The organism is Affinirhizobium capsici, from assembly GCF_977018625.1.
In genome coordinates, this window is record NZ_CDRNXD010000007.1 from 70,353 (window position 1) to 88,209 (window position 17,857).

A 17,857-nucleotide genomic window follows, 5' to 3' on the forward strand; every position below is an offset into this window, starting at 1 on the left:
TGCCTGCCTGTGCTTGCCTTGATTGTCAGCCTCACGCACCCAGAACAATGTTTGCAGCGCTTTCCTTCAGTTCCACACCAAAGGCACGCTGATATTGCTCGGCCACCAAGGTCCGTTCCAGCTCATCGCACTTGTTGAGGAAGGTGATACGGAATGCGAAGGCGACATCGCCGAAGATGGCCGCATTTTCCGCCCATGTGATGACGGTACGTGGGCTCATGACGGTCGAAAGGTCGCCGTTCATGAAGGCGGCGCGAGTCATATCGGCCACGCGCACCATCTTGGACACGGTCTCGCGACCTTCAGACGTTGCACCGAAGCTCTTCACCTTCGCGGCAACGATATCGACTTCCTTCTCATGCGGCAGATAGTTCAGCGTTGTAACGATAGACCAGCGGTCCATCTGCGCCTGGTTGATCTGCTGCGTACCGTGATAAAGACCCGTCGTATCGCCAAGGCCAACCGTGTTGGCTGTCGCGAACAGGCGGAAGGCTGGGTGAGGACGGATAACACGGCTCTGGTCGAGCAGCGTCAGGCGGCCCGAGCTTTCCAGAACGCGCTGGATCACGAACATCACGTCTGGACGGCCCGCATCATATTCATCGAAAACCAGAGCGACATTGTGCTGGTAAGCCCAGGGCAGAATGCCATCCTTGAATTCGGTCACCTGCTTGCCGTCTTTCAGGACGATGGCGTCCTTGCCGACGAGATCGATACGGCTGACATGGCTATCGAGGTTCACGCGAACGCAAGGCCAGTTCAGGCGCGCTGCAACCTGCTCGATATGGGTGGATTTACCCGTGCCGTGATAACCGGACACCATGACGCGGCGGTTGTGCGCGAAACCGGCAAGAATCGCCAGCGTCGTGTCACGGTCAAACAGGTAGTCCGGGTCCATCTCAGGCACATAAGGGTCGCCGTTGCTGTAAGCGGGAACCTTCAAATCCGTGTCGATGCCGAAAACGTCACGGACAGAGACGGTTGTGTCCGGAAGGTTGGAAATATCAAGATCGATTTTGCTCATCACCACTCCACGCCAAACCGCGTCCCGGTCCGGTCGCAATCCTCACTGCCATGTTGCCTTGCACCAGAACGGCTTAGCAGAAACCTGACTGCTTTAACAATTGGTAGGCTTGTATCACAGCCCTAAATCGTTCTTCCGATCCGCGATCGCCGCCATTCGCGTCCGGATGGTGCTTCTTGACCAGTTCCTTGTAGCGGCTCTTGATTTCGGCTGCGGTTGCACTCGCAGTCAAGCCCATTGTGTCGAAAGCTTTCGCTTCCAACGTCTTTACTTTGCGCATTGGCTGCGCCGCACCACCAGCAGCACCCTGGCCTTCACGTACGAAGCCGAACGGATCCTTCACCCGGTTGAAGCTTGCCGCAGAACCTGAGCGTGCAGTGGAATGCAGCGGAGACTGCTTTGCCGATTTGTTGACGCCAATGGTCCAGGTGGGGCGGTGTCCGGTAATTGCTTCCTTCTGGTAGCGCGCGATTTCGCTATCGGAGAGGCCGGAGAAATAGTTGTAGCCCTTGTTGTAATCCTTCACATGCTCAAAGCAGAAAAGGAAGAACTGGCCCTCAGCGTTGCGTCCAACAGGTGCGCGGTGGGCGCCCGGCCTGTCGCACCCATCCCACTGGCAGGTCGGCGCCTGTGGTGGCGCTTCCTGCTCGCGTTTCCGGCGCGTCCGGATGCGATCGAAATATTTGGAATCGAGTTTCATCTAGCCACATTATGGGGTGCCAGCAGAATGAGGACAAGAATTGACAAAGCGGATTCTTGCTGCTTTCTGGGTTCCCCTTTCACGAAAGAAAGTTCAAGAACATGACGGTCCGCTCACGCATCGAAGCGACGCTTTCCGAACACCTCGCACCAGAACGTCTGGAGGTGATAGACGAAAGCCATCACCATGCGGGACATCAACCCGGGATAACGGGGCAGGAAGAGTCTCACATGCGGGTGCGTGTGGTCTCGGCACGTTTTTCTGGCCTCAGCCGCCTTCAGAGGCACCGTCTTGTCAACGATCTCCTGAAGCCTGAACTGGATGCCGGATTGCATGCTCTGGCGGTGGAACCAGCGGCACCGGGCGAGCCGACCCGCTGGTAACTAAATAAGGTCTTAGCCCAGGTTTTGCGAGAGGAAGGTTTGAACCTCAGAGGTTGCAACATCGTCTGCAACGAAGCTTTGGCCGATACCCCGCGTCAGGATAAAGGTCAGCTTGCCGCTTTTCACCTTCTTGTCCTGCGCGATGGCATCCATCAAAACCTCAGCTGACGGCAGCTCACCTGGAATATCTGAGATTTCGGTCGGGAGCCCGACAGCCTTCAAATGTGCTTCCACACGGATAGCATCATCCGGGCTTGCCAGGTTGAGGCGCGCGGAAAAACGGTGCGCAAGCACCATTCCAATGGCAACACCCTCCCCATGCACTAGGCGGCGGCTATCATATTGCGTGGCTGCTTCCAGCGCATGGCCGAATGTGTGGCCAAGGTTGAGAAGCGCGCGCCGACCTGTCTCGCGCTCATCCTCAACCACCACATCCGCCTTGGACTGGCAGCTGATGGAAATGGCTTCTGCACGCGCTGCACCACCGGCGAATACGTCTTTCCAGTTCTTTTCCAGCCATTCGAAAAAATCGGGCCGGTCGATCAGGCCGTATTTCGCCACTTCCGCATAGCCAGCGCGAAATTCACGCTCGCTTAAACTATCCAGCGCGCTCGTATCCGCCAGCACGAGATCTGGCTGGTGGAAGACACCGAGAAGGTTCTTGCCATGTCGGGTGTTGATTCCGGTTTTGCCGCCGACAGACGAATCCACTTGCGCAAGCAGGCTCGTCGGCACCTGAATGAACCGCACGCCTCGGCGAACGATGCCCGCCGCAAACCCCGCAAGATCGCCAATAACACCGCCACCAAGTGCGATGACTGCATCATTGCGCTCAATCCGCGCAGACAGCACGAGATCGCAAACGGTGGCCAGATGCTCCAGGCTTTTTGTCTTTTCACCCGCCGGAAGCGTCAGCGAAACGGTTTCCACGCCATCTGTCTGAAGGCTATCGACCAGGCGGTCGAGATAGAGCGGCGCTACGTTCTCATCCGTGATGATGGCGGCCTTGCGTACCTTCAGGCGAGAGGTAATTTCTCCGCCTGCATGGGCAATCAGGTCAGGCCCGATCAGGATATCATAGGCGCGTTCGCCTAAGGGAACATGGACAAGGCGTTCATTGTCACGAGAAATTGTCGACTTCACTTTTCCTGCCCCTCGGCCATTGCTGCGATGGCAGCCAGAACCTCGGCTGTCACCGTTTCCTTGCGCACATCGCGGGATTCCACCGTCAAATCGGCTTCCGCGTAAATCGGGTAACGCTGGTTCATCAGGTTTTCCAGCGTCTGCTTCGGGTTTTCGGTCTTCAGCAAGGGCCGATGCTCGCGGCGGCTGACGCGCTCCCACAGGATTTCCAAATCCGCCCGCAACCAGACGGAGACACTGTCACGCTTGATGGCGGCGCGGGTGCGCTCGTTGATAAAGGCACCGCCGCCCGTGGAGATGACACGCGGCCCGCCCTTCAGCAAACGCTCCATCACCCGCGTTTCAAGGGCCCGGAACTCCACTTCACCGTAACTGGCAAACAATTCGGAAATCGTCATGCGGGAAACACGCTCGATCTCGGCATCCGTGTCTATGAAAGGCAGAGACAATTGCTGGGCGACCATGCGACCGATCACCGATTTTCCCGCCCCCATGAGACCGACAAAAACGAGATTACGCCGCCCGATGGCGAGACGTGCCTGCTCAGCCAGCGGTGTTCTTGCCGGCGGAGACTTCAAAAGATCAGTCATGGAATTCGGCATGGCCCTCTCGCAGTCTATGCTGAGAACCCTATCGACAAATGACCGACCAGCGTCAAGCAAAAGCGCTTGCAAAAGCATACATTCCCGCTTCTTGCGCTTATCAGCCGCATTCCTCATAAAGAGCGAAGGTCGAATCGGAGTGAGACATGCCAACCCTATTCCGCTTCCTGTTCATTCTGGCTGTGATTGCCGGAGTGATCTATGGAGGCCTCTCCGCACTGGCACTGCTGGTAGAGCCGCGTGAACGCGACATTACCGTTCGCATTCCCTCGGAACGCCTCAACCCGCCACAGCCCTCAACCCAGCCTGCGCCAGCCAAGCCATGAGCGATCTCTCCCACGCACAGGTGGAGGCATTTCTCGAAATGATGAGTGCGGAACGTGGCTCCGCCGCCAACACGCTGATGTCCTATGAGCGTGATCTGGATGATCTTTCCGCCCATCTGCGGGAAAAGAAAACCACATTGGTCCGTGCGACCAGCGAGGATCTTGCGGCCTATCTGGGCCATCTTTCGGCACAAGGTTTTGCAGCATCCTCCCAGGCCCGTCGGCTTTCCGCCATGCGCCAGTTCTATAAGTTTCTCTATGCCGAAGGGATCAGGACCGATGACCCCTCCTCCATTCTGGATGCGCCGAAGAAACGCCAGAGCCTGCCCAAGACCCTGACGGAAGCCGATGTGACCAAACTGCTTCAACGGGCACAGGATGAAGCAAAAGAAGATGGGCCGGGCCGATATATGCGGCTTCGCATGCTGGCTCTGATGGAACTGCTCTATGCCACTGGCATGCGTGTGAGCGAACTTGTGTCGCTGCCGGCCAAGGTTCTGGATCAGGAAGGGCGCTTTCTCATCATCCGTGGCAAGGGCAACAAGGAGCGGCTGGTTCCGCTTTCTCGCTCTGCGGTCAGCGCCTTGGCCGATTATGCCGATGCTCGCAAATCTGCAATCGCGGCAGGAGAACCTGACAGCCAATGGCTCTTTCCCTCAGGCGGAAAAGAGGGCTTCCTGCCACGACAGGTCTTCGCGCGTGACCTGAAAGGTCTTGCCGCACGGGCCGGAATTCGCACCGCCACAATTTCTCCCCATGTGCTTCGCCATGCCTTTGCCAGCCATTTGTTACAGAATGGAGCAGACCTTCGCGTGGTGCAGGAACTATTGGGTCACTCCGATATATCGACCACCCAGATCTACACACATGTGCTTGAAGAAAGGCTGCGGGAAGTGGTGGAAACGCATCACCCTCTTGCAAAAAGCAAGAAAAACCCCGATTAGAGCCCGGGCGGAGCGCGGCATGGCCGCCTAACGATCGGAAAACGGAGCTCATGCATAACGATCTCGACTTCGAAAAGCCCATCTCCGACCTGGAGGCGAAAATCCACGAGTTGAAGAAACTCGCCTCGGAAGATGAAAGCATCGATACTTCTGATGAAATTCAGCGCCTGGAAAGCAGGCTGCTGGAAGCCACGCGCGAAGTTTATTCAAAACTGACCCCGGCGCAGAAGACGATGGTGGCCCGCACGGCCCGCCGTCCGCACTTTCTGGATTACGCCAAGCGTCTGTTCACGGAATTCACGCCTTTGGCCGGTGATCGCTCCTTCGGCGAAGATGCCGCCATTCAGGCAGGCCTTGCACGGTTCCGTGGCCAGCCGGTTGCGGTTCTCGGCCAGGAAAAAGGCAACGACACGAAATCGCGCATCAAGCACAATTTCGGCAGCCCGCGCCCTGAAGGCTATCGCAAGGCCATCCGCGTCATGGAAATGGCGGATCGTTTTGGCCTGCCGGTGATTTCGCTTGTCGATACCGCAGGCGCCTATCCCGGCGTTGGCGCGGAAGAACGCGGCCAGGCGGAAGCCATCGCGCGCTCGACCGAAATGTGCCTTGGCATCAAGGTGCCTATGGTCTCCGTGGTGATCGGTGAAGGTGGCTCGGGCGGCGCAATTGCCATTGCCGCAGCCAACAAGGTCTACATGCTCGAGCATGCGATCTATTCGGTCATTTCGCCGGAAGGCGCTGCATCCATTCTCTGGCGCGATGCGACCCGCTCACGCGAGGCGGCAACTGCCATGAAAATTACCGCGCAGGATCTCAAGGCGCTCGGCGTCATCGATGACATTATCCCCGAACCTCTGGGCGGTGCGCATCGTGATCCGGAAGCGGCCATCGACGCGGCAGGCGATGTCATCAACGCTGCCATTGCGGAGTTGAGCAAGCTGTCGCCAGACGATGTTCGTAAAGTGCGTCGCGAGAAATTTCTGGCCATCGGCCGCAATCTCTGATGTTATAGCGCTGTCCGGTCACTCGAAAGAGATGATCGGCCAGCGGCCTCTTCTTGATAGGACATGCCGGAACTACGCGCCTCTGGCGCAAGCGGTTAAGAGAATGTAAACCTTACCGCTTTATTATCGCAGACAAATTGGCTATGCAGGATAGCCTGCACCGTTGCTCGATTATACGTGAACCGTACCGATGCGCTTAAAACACGTCGCTTACATTCTTCTGATGGCAACCGCGCTCGCTGGCTGCAACGATACGATTGACACCGCCGTTGACCTCTCGAAGGTCAAGAACAAGGTGGAACAGCCTCTGCCGTCCCGCATCGTTGCGGAGATGCAGAAAAAGAATATGCCGCGCAATTCCCCCATCTCGATCCGCGTCTTCAAGGAAGAAGGCAAGATGGAGATCTGGAAAGCAAAGGCCGACAACCGTTTCGACAAGATTGCGGAATATGACATCTGCGCCTGGTCCGGCAAGCTCGGCCCCAAGGTGAAGGAAGGCGATCGCCAGGCACCGGAAGGTTTCTATAACCTCACGCCTGCGCACCTCAATCCGAATTCCAAGTACTACCTGGCCATCAACACAGGCTTTCCAAACCGCTATGACGCTGTGAACGGTCGCTCCGGCTCCAACCTGATGATCCATGGTGCCTGCTCGTCATCCGGCTGCTATTCGATGACGGATGAACAGATCCTCGAGATCTATGCTTTTGCGCGCGATGCCTTCAAGGGCGGACAGTCCACCATTCAGCTGCAAGCCTTCCCGTTCCGCATGACCGCGGAAAACATGGCGCGTCACCGCACCAGCGAAAACTATGATTTCTGGAAGATGCTGAAGGTTGGCTACGACAATTTCGAAGTGACCAAGCGTCCGCCGGATGTTGGCGTTTGTGAGAAGAAATACGTTTTTAACCAGCAGTCTCAAGCCTCTGGCCCTGGCGCTGCCTGCCCGCCATCATCTACGCCGCCGGCCCTGACAGCAGCCCTCAGCGCCTACGAAAAGCAGTATGATCTGGCCTATGCCAAGGCAGTTGAAAAACTGAGCGGCATGGTGTGGTACGAGCCGACCGAGGCAGAGCGCAAGGCCGTTGTGGCCAGCAAGCGCAAGGGCAAGGATTTGGCCTATGCGCCAACCGGAACCTCCCTTGCCGCTGGCAAACTGGTGAAGCAGGAAGAGTTTGATGCGCTTATGGCCTCGCGGCTGGATAAGGCGAAACCTGCCGGCACGATGCTGGCCTCTGCCGCTCCGGGCGCTGCAGCCAAGCAGGGCCGCCTTGGCACTGTTTCTGCCACCACCGTTGCCTCCGCGGCTCCTGGCAGCCGTTCCACCATGTCGGTGACAACCGCCATGGCCGCGCCAAGCGATATGAAGCGCCCAGGTGCATCCACACAATCGCAAATGGCATCCAATGCGGCACCCGCTGCGGCTGGCCAAGTGGTCAACGGCATTCCAGTCCCAGCCCACAATCCGCTTGCTTACGCCTCCGCTCAGCCTGCATCTGCACCCGTGGAAGATGAGAAGAAGCCGTTCTGGAAGCTCTGGTAAGCTCTATGCGCTCCGATGAGGAGTATGATCTGCGCGGGCTGAAATGCCCGTTGCCGGTTCTGAAGACTCGCAAGAAGATGGCCAGCCTCGCCTCAGGCGCTCAACTTACATTAAGAACTACTGATCCTTTGGCAGGTATCGATATCCCGCACTTCTGCCGCGAAGACGGCTATGAACTCGTCCAGATTGAGCGAACCGAGAGCGGCCACCGGTTCGTGATACGCAAGCCTTGAGGCTTGCCCCGCCATTCCTGCCAATCAGAACTTCATGCCGGGCACTGCCAGGGGATTATCTTCCAGAGCGGCACGGTCTGGCCTGTCCACCTGCGGCTGACCCGTGAAGGCTGCAAAGAGATCCCGTACAAATTCCTCAGGCAGGCCTTGTGTGATCAGCACCATGCGCGTGCGGTGGTCAGAACCTTCGGGCCACCGTGGCAGGCGCTCCGGCGAATGAAAGATACTTTGCACACCATGCAGAACCAGCGGGCGGTCCGGATCGTCGCTCAACTGCACGATCGCCTTCATACGCAGCAGCTTTTCACCATGGGCAGAGCGCAACAGATCAACGAACATTTCCACCGCCATAGGGTGGATGGGCTGATCGTGAATGATGGAGAAGGATCGAATGTCAGCACCATGACGGTTCACATCGTGATGGTGGTGATGGTCGGCGTGTTCTTCATGATGGTCATGGTCTTCGTGATCATGGTCATGATGATGCCCATGGTGACCGTGACCTTCATGGTGGTGATGGTCATGCGCCTCTTCTTGCATCAGCCAACGCGCCACGTCCGGCACCTTGGTATCGGCATCGTAGAGGCCGTTGACCAACAGGGCGATCTGATGGGCAACCTCGCTGTCACCATTCACGATTTGTGCATGTGGATTGAGGCTGCGCAATCGCTGCATCAGTTGCTGAACGGCCTGCGGCTCACTCATGCCCTGTTTGCTCAACACCAACCGGTCAGCGACCGCCACCTGCTTTAACGCTTCCGGGTGACGGGCAATGGTGGAAAGCCCGTGAACCGCATCGACCACGGTCACGACGCCATCGAGACTGAAGCTTTGTGCGATGACGGGATTGCCCATCACCGCCTGCATGACAGGGGCCGGGTCCGCAAGGCCGGTCGTTTCAATCACAACGCGGCGGATCGGCTTCATCCGCTTGGTCTGGATCTGGTCCACCAGAGAGGCCAGCGTTTCTACCAGCTCTCCACGCACGGTGCAGCACAGGCAGCCGTTGGACAATTCCAGAAGCGTATCGCCGGACGTTTCAACCAGGAAGTTATCAATACCAACTTCACCGAATTCGTTGATAATCACAGCCGTATCATGCGCAGCCGGATCTTTAAGAATACGGTTGAGAAGGGTCGACTTTCCCGCCCCCAGGAAGCCCGTGAGGATGGAAACGGGAATACGGTCACTCATGGTTGGCATCGGCAATCCAGTCCTGGCAGCGCTTTTGCTGCCCTGTTTAACGCGAAGTCAGGAGAGAAACCATATACCAGTGCTTGTCAAAACGTGGCGGGCCGTGGAATGGGCACCGGCACATTGGAGGGCTGGCCGCCCGCACTTACCGGTTTTTCTGGCGCAGCCACAGCTACAATGCCTGCATAGGTAAACTGCGGCGGACGCGTCATTTCATGCACGTAAGGCGAATGCAGGACCATGCGGCCTTCATCATCCCGCCCTTCGCTACGCACCTTGGCGGCCTTGGGATTGCATATCTGCGTGCTGATATCCACAACCTGATCCTGATCGGGTCCATAAGGGGCCAATGACGCCAGTGGCTGGCCCTGGTTGGCAGGAGCAGTCAGGCCCTTTTGCAGAAGTTCAGCAGATTCATCGGCACGCCCGCCAAGACTATCCGATCCGAGGACAATCGATATGACGCTGCGGCCATCACGCGTGGCAGAAGAAACCTGATTGAAGCCGGAGGCGCAGATGAAGCCGGTCTTCATTCCGTCTGCCCCATCGAAGCGGCCAATCAGCATATTGTAATTCGGATATTCCTTTGCGCCGGTGGTCACACCTTCTAGCGAAAAGTAACTGGCATATTCAGGAAACTCGCGCTTCAACTGCATGGTCAACACAGCCAGATCGCGAGCAGTCGTATATTGCCCCTTGCCGGGCAAACCGTGCGGATTGATGAAGTGGGACGAGCGCATGCCAAGGCGGGCTGCCTCGGCGTTCATCATATCCACGAACTGTTCCGTTGAACCGCCCACCGTTTCTGAAACTGCAACCGCAATATCATTGGCGGATTTGACGAGAAGAATTTTCATGGCCGCGTCGAGCGTCATGGATGAGCCCGGGCGCAAGAACATCTTGCTCGGCGGCTGGTCGGCCGCACGCTTGCTCATCACCACCGGTGTGTCTAGGGTCACGCGTCCGCTCTTCAAGGCGCGGAAGGTCACATATGAGGTCATCAGCTTGGTGAGCGAGGCGGGATACCAGCGACGGAAAGCTTCCTGATGAGCAATAACGCGGCCCGTTTGCACATCCACAACCATTTTCGGGTTGGCTGAGGCAGTCTGCGCGAGGGCTGATGCGGTAACCGCCGCAGCCAGCAAGACTTGGATGGACCGACGAACGGACGGCATGACATTTAACCGATATGGCAAGGATAGACCTCGTCTGGATAGCGCGCGAGAAGGTGCAGCGGGCGCAAACTCAAGTGGTAGACATGGCAAAGATGATTGATTCCGTCAATTCCGCAGCGCAATATCGAATTGCTTCGCCTATCAGTGTCACAGGTCAGGAATTGCAATGCCGATTTTGAATAGAGCCGCCGAATTGCAGCAGGAAGTCATGGAATGGCGGCATCACATCCATCAAAATCCAGGCATTCTCTATGATGTGGAGGAGACTGCCGCCTTCGTGGAAGAGCGGTTAAAGAGCTTCGGCGTTGACGAGATTGTGACCGGCCTTGGCCGCACAGGCGTAGTTGGTCTTATCCATGGCCGCGAAAAAAGCAACCGGGTGATCGGTCTTCGGGCGGATATGGATGCGCTGCCATTGCAGGAGATCACTGGCAAATCCTATGCATCCTTGTCTCCGGGAAAGATGCATGCCTGCGGGCATGATGGACATACGGCCATGCTGTTGGGCGCGGCCCGCTATCTGGCGGAAACTCGCAACTTTGCCGGCACCGTCGCCGTCATCTTCCAGCCTGCGGAAGAAGGTGGCCGGGGCGCGCTGGCCATGGTTGAGGACGGACTGATGGAGCGCTTCGATATTCAGGAAGTCTATGGCATGCACAACATGCCGGGCATGGCACTTGGCACTTTTGCCATTCGCAAGGGCGGCATCATGGCGGCGCCCGACAAGTTCTCGATTACCATCAAAGGGCGCGGCGGCCATGCAGCAGAGCCGCATCGTACGGCAGATCCGATTGCAATCGGCGCACAAATCGTAAATGGGCTGCAATTGATTGCCGCGCGCAATGCCAATCCCCTGCGTTCGGTCGTCGTGTCCATCACGCAGTTTCACGCAGGCACGACACACAATATCATTCCCGAAGAAGCCTATCTTGCTGGCACGGTGCGCAGCCTGGATGAGAGTGTTCGTGATATGGCCGACATGCGCATTCGCCAGATTGCCGAAGGCATTGCCGCAGCGAACGATGCTATTGCAGAAGTGGAATACGAACGCGCCTGCCCCGTTACAGTCAACCACGCGCAAGAAACCATGCATGCGGCCCGTGCCGCCATGGAAGTGGTGGGTGAGCCTCACGTCAACACTGAAGTCGATCCCAGCATGGCGGGCGAGGATTTCGCCTTCATGCTGCAAGCGCGGCCCGGCGCCTATATCATGATCGGCAACGGCGACAGCGCACCGCTTCATAACCCTGCCTATGATTTCAACGATGAGGCGATTGCCTACGGTATTTCCTACTGGGTAAAACTTGCCGAACAGCGGCTGCCAGTGTGATCTTGGCAAGGCGAATGGTCTGGGCTATGTAGCTGATAGAGTGTCCACGTAGCTCAGCAGGATAGAGCACAGGATTCCTAATCCTGGGGTCGGAGGTTCGAATCCTCTCGTGGACGCCATTTTACAGGGTAGCGTTACCTTCGTCGCCCCAGCCCATCCAGCCGCTGATAATCCACCATCCGCCTAGAAAAATGAATGCTGAGAAGGCGATCGCACCTATTCCGAAAGCGATGCCGATCAGGATCGCCACGCCATCGCGTTGAGCAAGTCCAAGCGCGACAAAGAATATCGCAAGACCCGGAAGAACGTTGCCGAAGGGAATAGGCAGCGCAATCAGGACCGACATCACCAGCACGAACAGCCCATGCAAACGTATCGTGGCCTTTGATGTCAGGCCTACAAGCCTTGGACGCAGCCAACCCTCCAACCATGCCAGCTTCGGCGCAAGCCATACCTGCATGGCTTTCAACAGGGTGTCAGATAGCTCAATCCGTGCCAGCCGCTTCGGCAGATAGAATTTCTCGGCTCCCACGATCAGCTGGAACGAAAGGATGGCCAGCGCCGTCCCGAAAACCATTCCTGCCGGAATGCCCGGTGTTGGCACGATAGCAGGGATAGAGAAGACCAATAGAATAGAAGCGGTTGCTTGAGGTCCAAGCGAATTCAAGAGATCAGCGAGACTGAATTTTCGCCCAGCCCAGTGAGACGCGAGATCATCGAGCATCCGCGAAATAGCTTTGGGCTGGGCCGAATGATGATCAACCATCGCATTCAGCCCTCTCCCATTCCGGGAAGTTCCCAACACAGCAGGATTGAGGCTTGAACCGAAAATCTATACTTATGAAAAACTTCATGCACCTAAATTGTGGACCGCACGCAGAATTTCCAGTCCTGCATGAGAAAGATATTTGTTAGCGCTAACAGAATAGCTTCAATTGTGCTCGCTGGACTTGAGAGCCTCAAGGAACAGGCTGCTTTGCTGGCTCAACCGCGCTTCATCGATGAAAGCATCCAGGCACTCCAACAGTCGCCCGCGTCGATGCGCCACTTCCTGCTCCGGTAGGGGTGCCCTGTTAAATGCACCTATCCCAATAAGGAACGAATGTGCAGTCGCACTCAAAGAAGGAACGAGATCAATAAGATAGACGTTCGGTTCCCGCGCATCGAGTACGGAACTGATGTAGGAAAACAGAAGTTTTGGAAGATTAAGTGCGCTCCTCCAATCGCAGGAGGCCACCAATTCGCGTACCAGCGCGCCATCAAGCGGTTGCGAGTTCATGGTCATTCCTCGCCATGGAGAATGCGAGCCAAGAGAAGATCCATCGTTGAAGCCTTTCATCGCTCCCTCCTCGTTTCTGCCAAACATCCCGCACGAGCCAAAACTGGTGAAACTGAGACATTACCAGTTATGGCAGCTTAAAGTAAAAAATTCGGAAAAAATAACTACAACGAACACGCAATAAGTCAACCTGCTACCAAGAGCATTGATATGTCTAGGTTTTATTCGTCTCATTGTAGAACAGTGACGTACGGAACCTACACCCAGCGGATGTATAGATGCCTCGTTTCTACCCAGGCGCCATTAATCGGTTCGATTTGCGACATGTTCCATCCGGAAGCCGAGACCAATCAATCGACCTGCAAGATGGGATAAAAGCGGGAAACGAGCGATTCCCCGAATAAATGCTGGTGGTCCTTTTCGGCGTTCAGCGCTGGCTTGGTCCTTGCGACGGCTGGACCGCATCATCAACTGCAATTTCTGCGTTGCCTTTGTGGGGAAAAGACGGCGCTTTTCAACCGCGGCAAGATGTGCGTCCAAAAGAGTTCCGGTCCGCAGCGGTTCTGCCAAGATATTGGCCGCGGCCACCGCATCCTGAATGGCAAGGTTTACCCCTACCCCACCAATGGGAGACATAGCGTGAGCGGCGTCGCCAATGGCCAGCAGCCCCGGCTTCCACCAGCTTTCCAGCCGATCGATGCGCACCTGCAACAGGCTTACATCATTCCAGCTTTGAATTTCCGCCATGCGCTCCGGCGGCAGGGGCGAAACCTGCCGCACCAGATCGCGAAAGGCTTCCAGTTCACCCGCTTGAAGCTCTTCGAAGGTGCCGCGTCGAACAATGAAGCCACACTGCCAGTAATCGCCGCGATCAATGAGAACGAAGCCCTGCCTTGGGCCCGCATGTCCCATGGTTTCCGCCGGGTCTCCCGGTTGCTTGGACAACTTCATCCACACCACTTCGCTCGGGACTCCGAAGCTCATCACCTTTAATCCAGCCTTTTCGCGCACCACCGAATGGCGACCATCAGCGGCAACCACCAGATCGGCACGGAGGGTCAGTGGTCCGTCTTCCGTTTCGAGGCAAAGACCGCGAACGCGCCCGCCGGTTTCAAGGACATCGCTCACCTTTGCGCTCATCAGCAGACGAAAATTCGGATAGCGCGCTGCCTCACCGGACAGGAAGTCGAGAAAATCCCATTGAGGCATGAAGGCAATGAAGCGGTTGCGCACTGGGAGACGAGAGAAATCCGCCATGGTAATCGTACGCCCGCCCATCTCGGCTGAAAGCTTGGCCGCACGGGTATGGGGCAGTTTAAGAAACTTTTCCTCCAACCCCAATTCGTGGATGACTTCCAAGGTGGATGGATGGATCGTATCCCCACGAAAATCGCGCAGAAAATCTGCGTGCTTTTCAACAACGGTCACGTCCACGCCCGCTCGCGCCAGCAGTAGACCCAGCATCATCCCCGCAGGCCCACCGCCCGCAATCGCGCAGGATGTCGTCAATTCCGTTTCCGCCATACTGCCTCTCCAAAGCCGTCGGTCACCCGCAATTGTAGCGCATGTGGCACTGGTTGAAACGCGTTTCAATGAGCACTTCGAGCAATGGGCCTTGTGAGCGGTTGCAGCCAACTGTAAACGATTTGCAAAGAAGGGAAACGCATTCAGCATGACCAGACGCAGCATCAGCATTCTCGGCTCCACCGGCTCTATTGGCACAAACACGCTGGATGTGATTAGCCAGGCGGAGGAAGCAGATGCCTTTGAGGTGGTTGCGCTGACGGGTTCCGGCAATATCGAGCTTCTGGCAGCCCAAGCGAAACAACATCGCGCACGCCTTGCGGTGACTGCCGATGAAAGCCAATATGTGGCGCTGCGCGATCTTCTATCCGGCTCCGGCATTCAAGTAGCGGCTGGCCAGAACGGCCTTCTGGAAGCAGCCTCCGCTGAAGCCGATATGGTGATGGCAGCTATCGTCGGCACCGCCGGCTTGCGCCCCACGCTGGCTGCTGCCAAGCGCGGAGCCGACATTGCACTTGCCAACAAGGAATGCCTCGTCTCAGCAGGTGATCTTTTCGTTTCCGCCGTTAGCCAAGGTGGTGGACGTCTGCTGCCTGTCGATAGCGAGCACAATGCCATCTTCCAGGTGCTTGAGGAGAATCAACGTCACGCCATTGAACGCGTTATCCTGACGGCCTCCGGCGGCCCTTTCCGCACCTATAGCAAGGCGCAGATGGCTGACGTCACCATGGAAACGGCGCGGGCGCACCCCAACTGGTCGATGGGCCTGAAGATTTCCATCGATAGCGCCTCCATGTTCAACAAGGCGCTGGAAATGATCGAAGCGAAGCACCTGTTCGGCCTATCACCGGAGCAAGTGGAAGTGATCGTCCACCCCCAATCGATCATCCACTCCATGGTAGGTTATACGGATGGTTCCGTGCTGGCTCAGCTTGGCTGTCCGGACATGCGCCACGCCATCGGCTATGCGCTTCACTACCCGCGTCGCGGTAAACTGCCAGTCGAGCGATTGGATTTTGCCAAATTGGCGCGGCTGGATTTCGAAGCACCGGACGAGAACCGTTTCCCGGCGCTGAGGTTGGCGAAGCTCGCCATGACCCGGGGCGGCGTGCAAGGGGCCGTGCTGAACGGTGCCAAGGAAGTGGCGCTGGAGGCCTTCATTGCCGGCGAAACCTCGTTCCTCTCCATGGCGGAAATCACCGAGGCGGTGATGGAAGAACTCGCAGATCTTCCCCACGCAAGCACGATGGAAGATGTGTTTGCTGCAGATCTCGAAGCGCGCCATCGGGCGAAGGCACACCTTAGCTGATCTGTCAGGCGTTCCTGCGCCGTCCTTCCATCAGGTCCAGGATGGCACGGGCGGCATCCAGAACATTGGTGCCGGGGCCAAACACGGCGGCAACACCGGAATCCAGCAGGAACTGGTAATCCTGTCGGGGAATGACGCCACCGACCACCACGATCACATCCTGCGCACCTTTTGCTTTCAGCGCCTGCACCAGTTGAGGTGCGAGCGTTTTATGACCGGCAGCCAGCGAGGACATACCAACCACCTGCACCTTTTCCGAAATCGCCAGATTCGCCGCCTCTTCCGGGGTTTGGAATAGCGGACCCGCCACCACCTGGAAACCGATATCGCCGAAAGCAGAGGCGATGACCTTCGCGCCCCGATCATGTCCATCCTGGCCAAGCTTGGCGACCAGCATTTTGGGTTTGATCCCCGTCGCTTGCGCGTAAGTGGAAAGACGGCTCGTCAGCGTCTGATATTCGGGATCGTCTTCATAGGCAGGCCCGTAAATATCGCTCACCACTTCCGGCACGGCCGAATGATCACCAAAGACAGAGCGCATGGCATCGGAAATTTCGCCAACACTGGCACGAGCACGGGCGGCCTCCACTGCCGCCTCGAGCAGATTTCCTTCGCCCGTTTGCGCCACCTCGGTCAGCGCGGCAAGTGCTGCCTCCACGCGCTTCGGATCACGCTGGCGGCGAAGCTGCTCAAGCCGCTTGATCTGCGAATTGCGCACTGCGGTGTTGTCGATATCCAGAATGTCGATCGGCTCTTCGTTCTCGAGCCGGTACTTGTTGACGCCGACGATGATCTCCTCGCCGCGATCCACCCGCGCCTGTCGCCGCGTTGCCGCCTCCTCGATCAGCCGCTTCGGCAGGCCGTCCGCCACAGCCTTGGTCATGCCACCCAGCGCCTCGACCTCTTCGATCAGGGCCCAGGCCTTGTCTGCCAGTTCCTTGGTGAGGCTCTCGACATAATAGGAGCCGGCCAGCGGATCGACGACTTTCGTGACACCCGTTTCGTGCTGGAGAATGAGCTGCGTGTTGCGGGCAATGCGCGCCGAAAACTCCGTCGGCAGGGCAATGGCCTCATCCAGCGCGTTGGTGTGCAGCGACTGCGTGCCGCCGAGCACCGCCGAGAGCGCCTCGTAAGCCGTGCGGATGACGTTGTTGTAGGGGTCCTGCTCCTGAAGCGAGACGCCGGATGTCTGGCAATGCGTGCGCAGCATCAGCGAACCCGGCTTCTTTGGCTCGAACTCTTCCATAATGCGCGACCAAAGCAGCCGCGCTGCCCGCAGTTTCGCCGCTTCCATGAAGAAGTTCATGCCAATGGCAAAGAAGAAGGATAAACGCCCGGCAAAATCATCCACGTTCAGCCCACGCGCCAGCGCAGCGCGAACATATTCACGGCCATCCGCCAGCGTGAAGGCCAGTTCTTGCGTGAGCGTCGCACCCGCTTCCTGCATGTGATAGCCGGAAATCGAGATGGAATTGAAGCGCGGCATCTCCTTTGCCGTATAGGCAATGATATCCGCAATGATCCGCATCGAAGGCTCGGGCGGATAGATATAGGTGTTGCGGACCATGAACTCCTTCAGGATATCGTTCTGAATGGTGCCGGAGAGTTGGTCGCGCGAAACGCCCTGCTCCTCCCCCGTCACAATGAAGTTGGCAAGGATCGGGATGACCGCGCCGTTCATGGTCATGGAAACCGAGATATCCTGCAACGGAATGCCGTTGAACAGGATCTTCATGTCCTCAACACTATCGATCGCAACGCCCGCCTTGCCGACATCGCCTACGACACGAGGATGATCGGAATCGTAACCGCGATGGGTGGCGAGATCGAATGCAACGGATACGCCCTGCTGACCGGCAGCCAGCGCCTTGCGATAGAAAGCATTGCTCTCTTCCGCCGTCGAAAAGCCCGCATATTGCCGGATCGTCCAGGGCCGCCCCGCATACATGGTGGCACGCGGCCCCCGCACAAAGGGCTTGAAGCCGGGCAGGCTTTCCAGATGCTCCATGCCCTCAAGGTCCTCAGCCGTATAGAGCGGCTTTACCGGTATGCCTTCCGGCGTATTCCACACCAGCTTTTCCGGTGAAGCTTTCAGCTCCTTTTCGGCCAGCGCCTGCCAGTCTGCGACGGTTTTCTTGGACATG

At 57.3% G+C, this 17,857-nt stretch carries 18 protein-coding genes and 1 tRNA gene; 9 read left to right on the top strand and 10 right to left on the bottom strand.

Annotated elements, in window-relative coordinates; all coding sequences use genetic code 11:
* Nucleotides 1-31: 31 nt before the first annotated feature.
* Nucleotides 32-1,024, bottom strand: coding sequence for a cobaltochelatase subunit CobS (gene cobS, locus AC0JZ1_RS18570; protein ID WP_471883925.1), 993 nt, complete (start codon nt 1,022-1,024; stop codon nt 32-34).
* Nucleotides 1,025-1,097: 73 nt separating this feature from the next.
* Nucleotides 1,098-1,724 carry a J domain-containing protein gene (locus AC0JZ1_RS18575; protein WP_471883926.1) on the bottom strand — a complete coding sequence of 209 codons (627 nt, stop codon included), beginning with the start codon at nt 1,722-1,724 and terminating at the stop codon, nt 1,098-1,100.
* 101 nt (nt 1,725-1,825) lie between these two features.
* Between AC0JZ1_RS18575 and AC0JZ1_RS18580 the strand changes: the two genes are divergently transcribed.
* The gene (locus AC0JZ1_RS18580) at nt 1,826-2,107 is read left to right on the top strand and encodes a BolA family protein (protein WP_471883927.1); all 282 of its coding nucleotides are present in this window, start codon (nt 1,826-1,828) and stop codon (nt 2,105-2,107) included.
* Nucleotides 2,108-2,119: 12 nt separating this feature from the next.
* Here the strand turns inward: AC0JZ1_RS18580 and aroB are convergent, their stop codons facing one another.
* A complete protein-coding gene (gene aroB, locus AC0JZ1_RS18585) occupies nt 2,120-3,250 on the bottom strand; it encodes a 3-dehydroquinate synthase (protein WP_471883928.1) in 1,131 nt (376 codons plus the stop codon).
* Complete coding sequence (locus AC0JZ1_RS18590) at nt 3,247-3,852, bottom strand: shikimate kinase (protein WP_471883929.1); 606 nt, start codon at nt 3,850-3,852, stop codon at nt 3,247-3,249. The genes aroB and AC0JZ1_RS18590 overlap by 4 nt, the downstream gene beginning before the upstream one ends.
* A gap of 146 nt (nt 3,853-3,998) precedes the next feature.
* Between AC0JZ1_RS18590 and AC0JZ1_RS18595 the strand changes: the two genes are divergently transcribed.
* The 5 genes from AC0JZ1_RS18595 to AC0JZ1_RS18615 all read left to right on the top strand — a co-directional run bounded on the left by AC0JZ1_RS18595 (nt 3,999) and on the right by AC0JZ1_RS18615 (nt 7,902).
* On the top strand, nt 3,999-4,178 hold the full coding sequence (locus AC0JZ1_RS18595; RefSeq protein WP_471883930.1) for a hypothetical protein: 180 nt from the start codon (nt 3,999-4,001) through the stop codon (nt 4,176-4,178).
* On the top strand, nt 4,175-5,122 hold the full coding sequence (gene xerD / locus AC0JZ1_RS18600) for a site-specific tyrosine recombinase XerD (RefSeq protein ID WP_471883931.1): 948 nt from the start codon (nt 4,175-4,177) through the stop codon (nt 5,120-5,122). The genes AC0JZ1_RS18595 and xerD overlap by 4 nt, the downstream gene beginning before the upstream one ends.
* A 50-nt stretch (nt 5,123-5,172) precedes the next feature.
* Nucleotides 5,173-6,126: an acetyl-CoA carboxylase carboxyltransferase subunit alpha gene (locus AC0JZ1_RS18605; RefSeq protein ID WP_471883932.1), complete on the top strand. Its 954-nt coding sequence runs from the start codon at nt 5,173-5,175 to the stop codon at nt 6,124-6,126.
* Between the two features lie 190 nt (nt 6,127-6,316).
* On the top strand, nt 6,317-7,669 hold the full coding sequence (locus tag AC0JZ1_RS18610) for a L,D-transpeptidase family protein (RefSeq protein ID WP_471883933.1): 1,353 nt from the start codon (nt 6,317-6,319) through the stop codon (nt 7,667-7,669).
* A 5-nt stretch (nt 7,670-7,674) separates the two neighbouring features.
* On the top strand, nt 7,675-7,902 hold the full coding sequence (locus tag AC0JZ1_RS18615) for a sulfurtransferase TusA family protein (protein WP_471883934.1): 228 nt from the start codon (nt 7,675-7,677) through the stop codon (nt 7,900-7,902).
* Between the two features lie 24 nt (nt 7,903-7,926).
* Here AC0JZ1_RS18615 and AC0JZ1_RS18620 read toward each other — a convergent pair whose 3' ends face one another.
* Both AC0JZ1_RS18620 and AC0JZ1_RS18625 read right to left on the bottom strand, forming a co-directional pair.
* Nucleotides 7,927-9,105 (bottom strand): CobW family GTP-binding protein, encoded by a 1,179-nt coding sequence (locus AC0JZ1_RS18620; protein ID WP_471883935.1) that lies wholly within the window; start codon nt 9,103-9,105, stop codon nt 7,927-7,929.
* Between the two features lie 77 nt (nt 9,106-9,182).
* On the bottom strand, nt 9,183-10,271 hold the full coding sequence (locus tag AC0JZ1_RS18625; RefSeq protein WP_471883936.1) for a D-alanyl-D-alanine carboxypeptidase family protein: 1,089 nt from the start codon (nt 10,269-10,271) through the stop codon (nt 9,183-9,185).
* 166 nt (nt 10,272-10,437) lie between these two features.
* On the opposite strand from AC0JZ1_RS18625, the gene AC0JZ1_RS18630 reads away from it, so the two are divergent.
* Nucleotides 10,438-11,601, top strand: a complete 1,164-nt coding sequence (locus tag AC0JZ1_RS18630; RefSeq protein ID WP_471883937.1) for a M20 aminoacylase family protein — start codon at nt 10,438-10,440, stop codon at nt 11,599-11,601.
* Between the two features lie 42 nt (nt 11,602-11,643).
* A tRNA-Arg gene (locus tag AC0JZ1_RS18635) sits at nt 11,644-11,720 on the top strand.
* Between the two features lie 2 nt (nt 11,721-11,722).
* On the opposite strand, the gene AC0JZ1_RS18640 is transcribed toward AC0JZ1_RS18635, so the two are convergent.
* The 3 genes from AC0JZ1_RS18640 to AC0JZ1_RS18650 form a co-directional block, all read right to left on the bottom strand.
* Nucleotides 11,723-12,367, bottom strand: a complete 645-nt coding sequence (locus AC0JZ1_RS18640; protein WP_471883938.1) for an exopolysaccharide biosynthesis protein — start codon at nt 12,365-12,367, stop codon at nt 11,723-11,725.
* A 165-nt stretch (nt 12,368-12,532) separates the two neighbouring features.
* Nucleotides 12,533-12,940, bottom strand: coding sequence for a hypothetical protein (locus AC0JZ1_RS18645; protein WP_471883939.1), 408 nt, complete (start codon nt 12,938-12,940; stop codon nt 12,533-12,535).
* A gap of 243 nt (nt 12,941-13,183) precedes the next feature.
* Complete coding sequence (locus tag AC0JZ1_RS18650; RefSeq protein WP_471883940.1) at nt 13,184-14,404, bottom strand: FAD-dependent oxidoreductase; 1,221 nt, start codon at nt 14,402-14,404, stop codon at nt 13,184-13,186.
* Between the two features lie 148 nt (nt 14,405-14,552).
* Here AC0JZ1_RS18650 and dxr point away from each other — a divergent pair, with 148 nt between their 5' ends.
* Nucleotides 14,553-15,713 carry a 1-deoxy-D-xylulose-5-phosphate reductoisomerase gene (gene dxr, locus AC0JZ1_RS18655; RefSeq protein WP_471883941.1) on the top strand — a complete coding sequence of 387 codons (1,161 nt, stop codon included), beginning with the start codon at nt 14,553-14,555 and terminating at the stop codon, nt 15,711-15,713.
* A 4-nt stretch (nt 15,714-15,717) separates the two neighbouring features.
* Here dxr and scpA read toward each other — a convergent pair whose 3' ends face one another.
* A complete protein-coding gene (gene scpA / locus AC0JZ1_RS18660) occupies nt 15,718-17,856 on the bottom strand; it encodes a methylmalonyl-CoA mutase (protein WP_471883942.1) in 2,139 nt (712 codons plus the stop codon).
* Nucleotide 17,857: the final 1 nt, after the last annotated feature.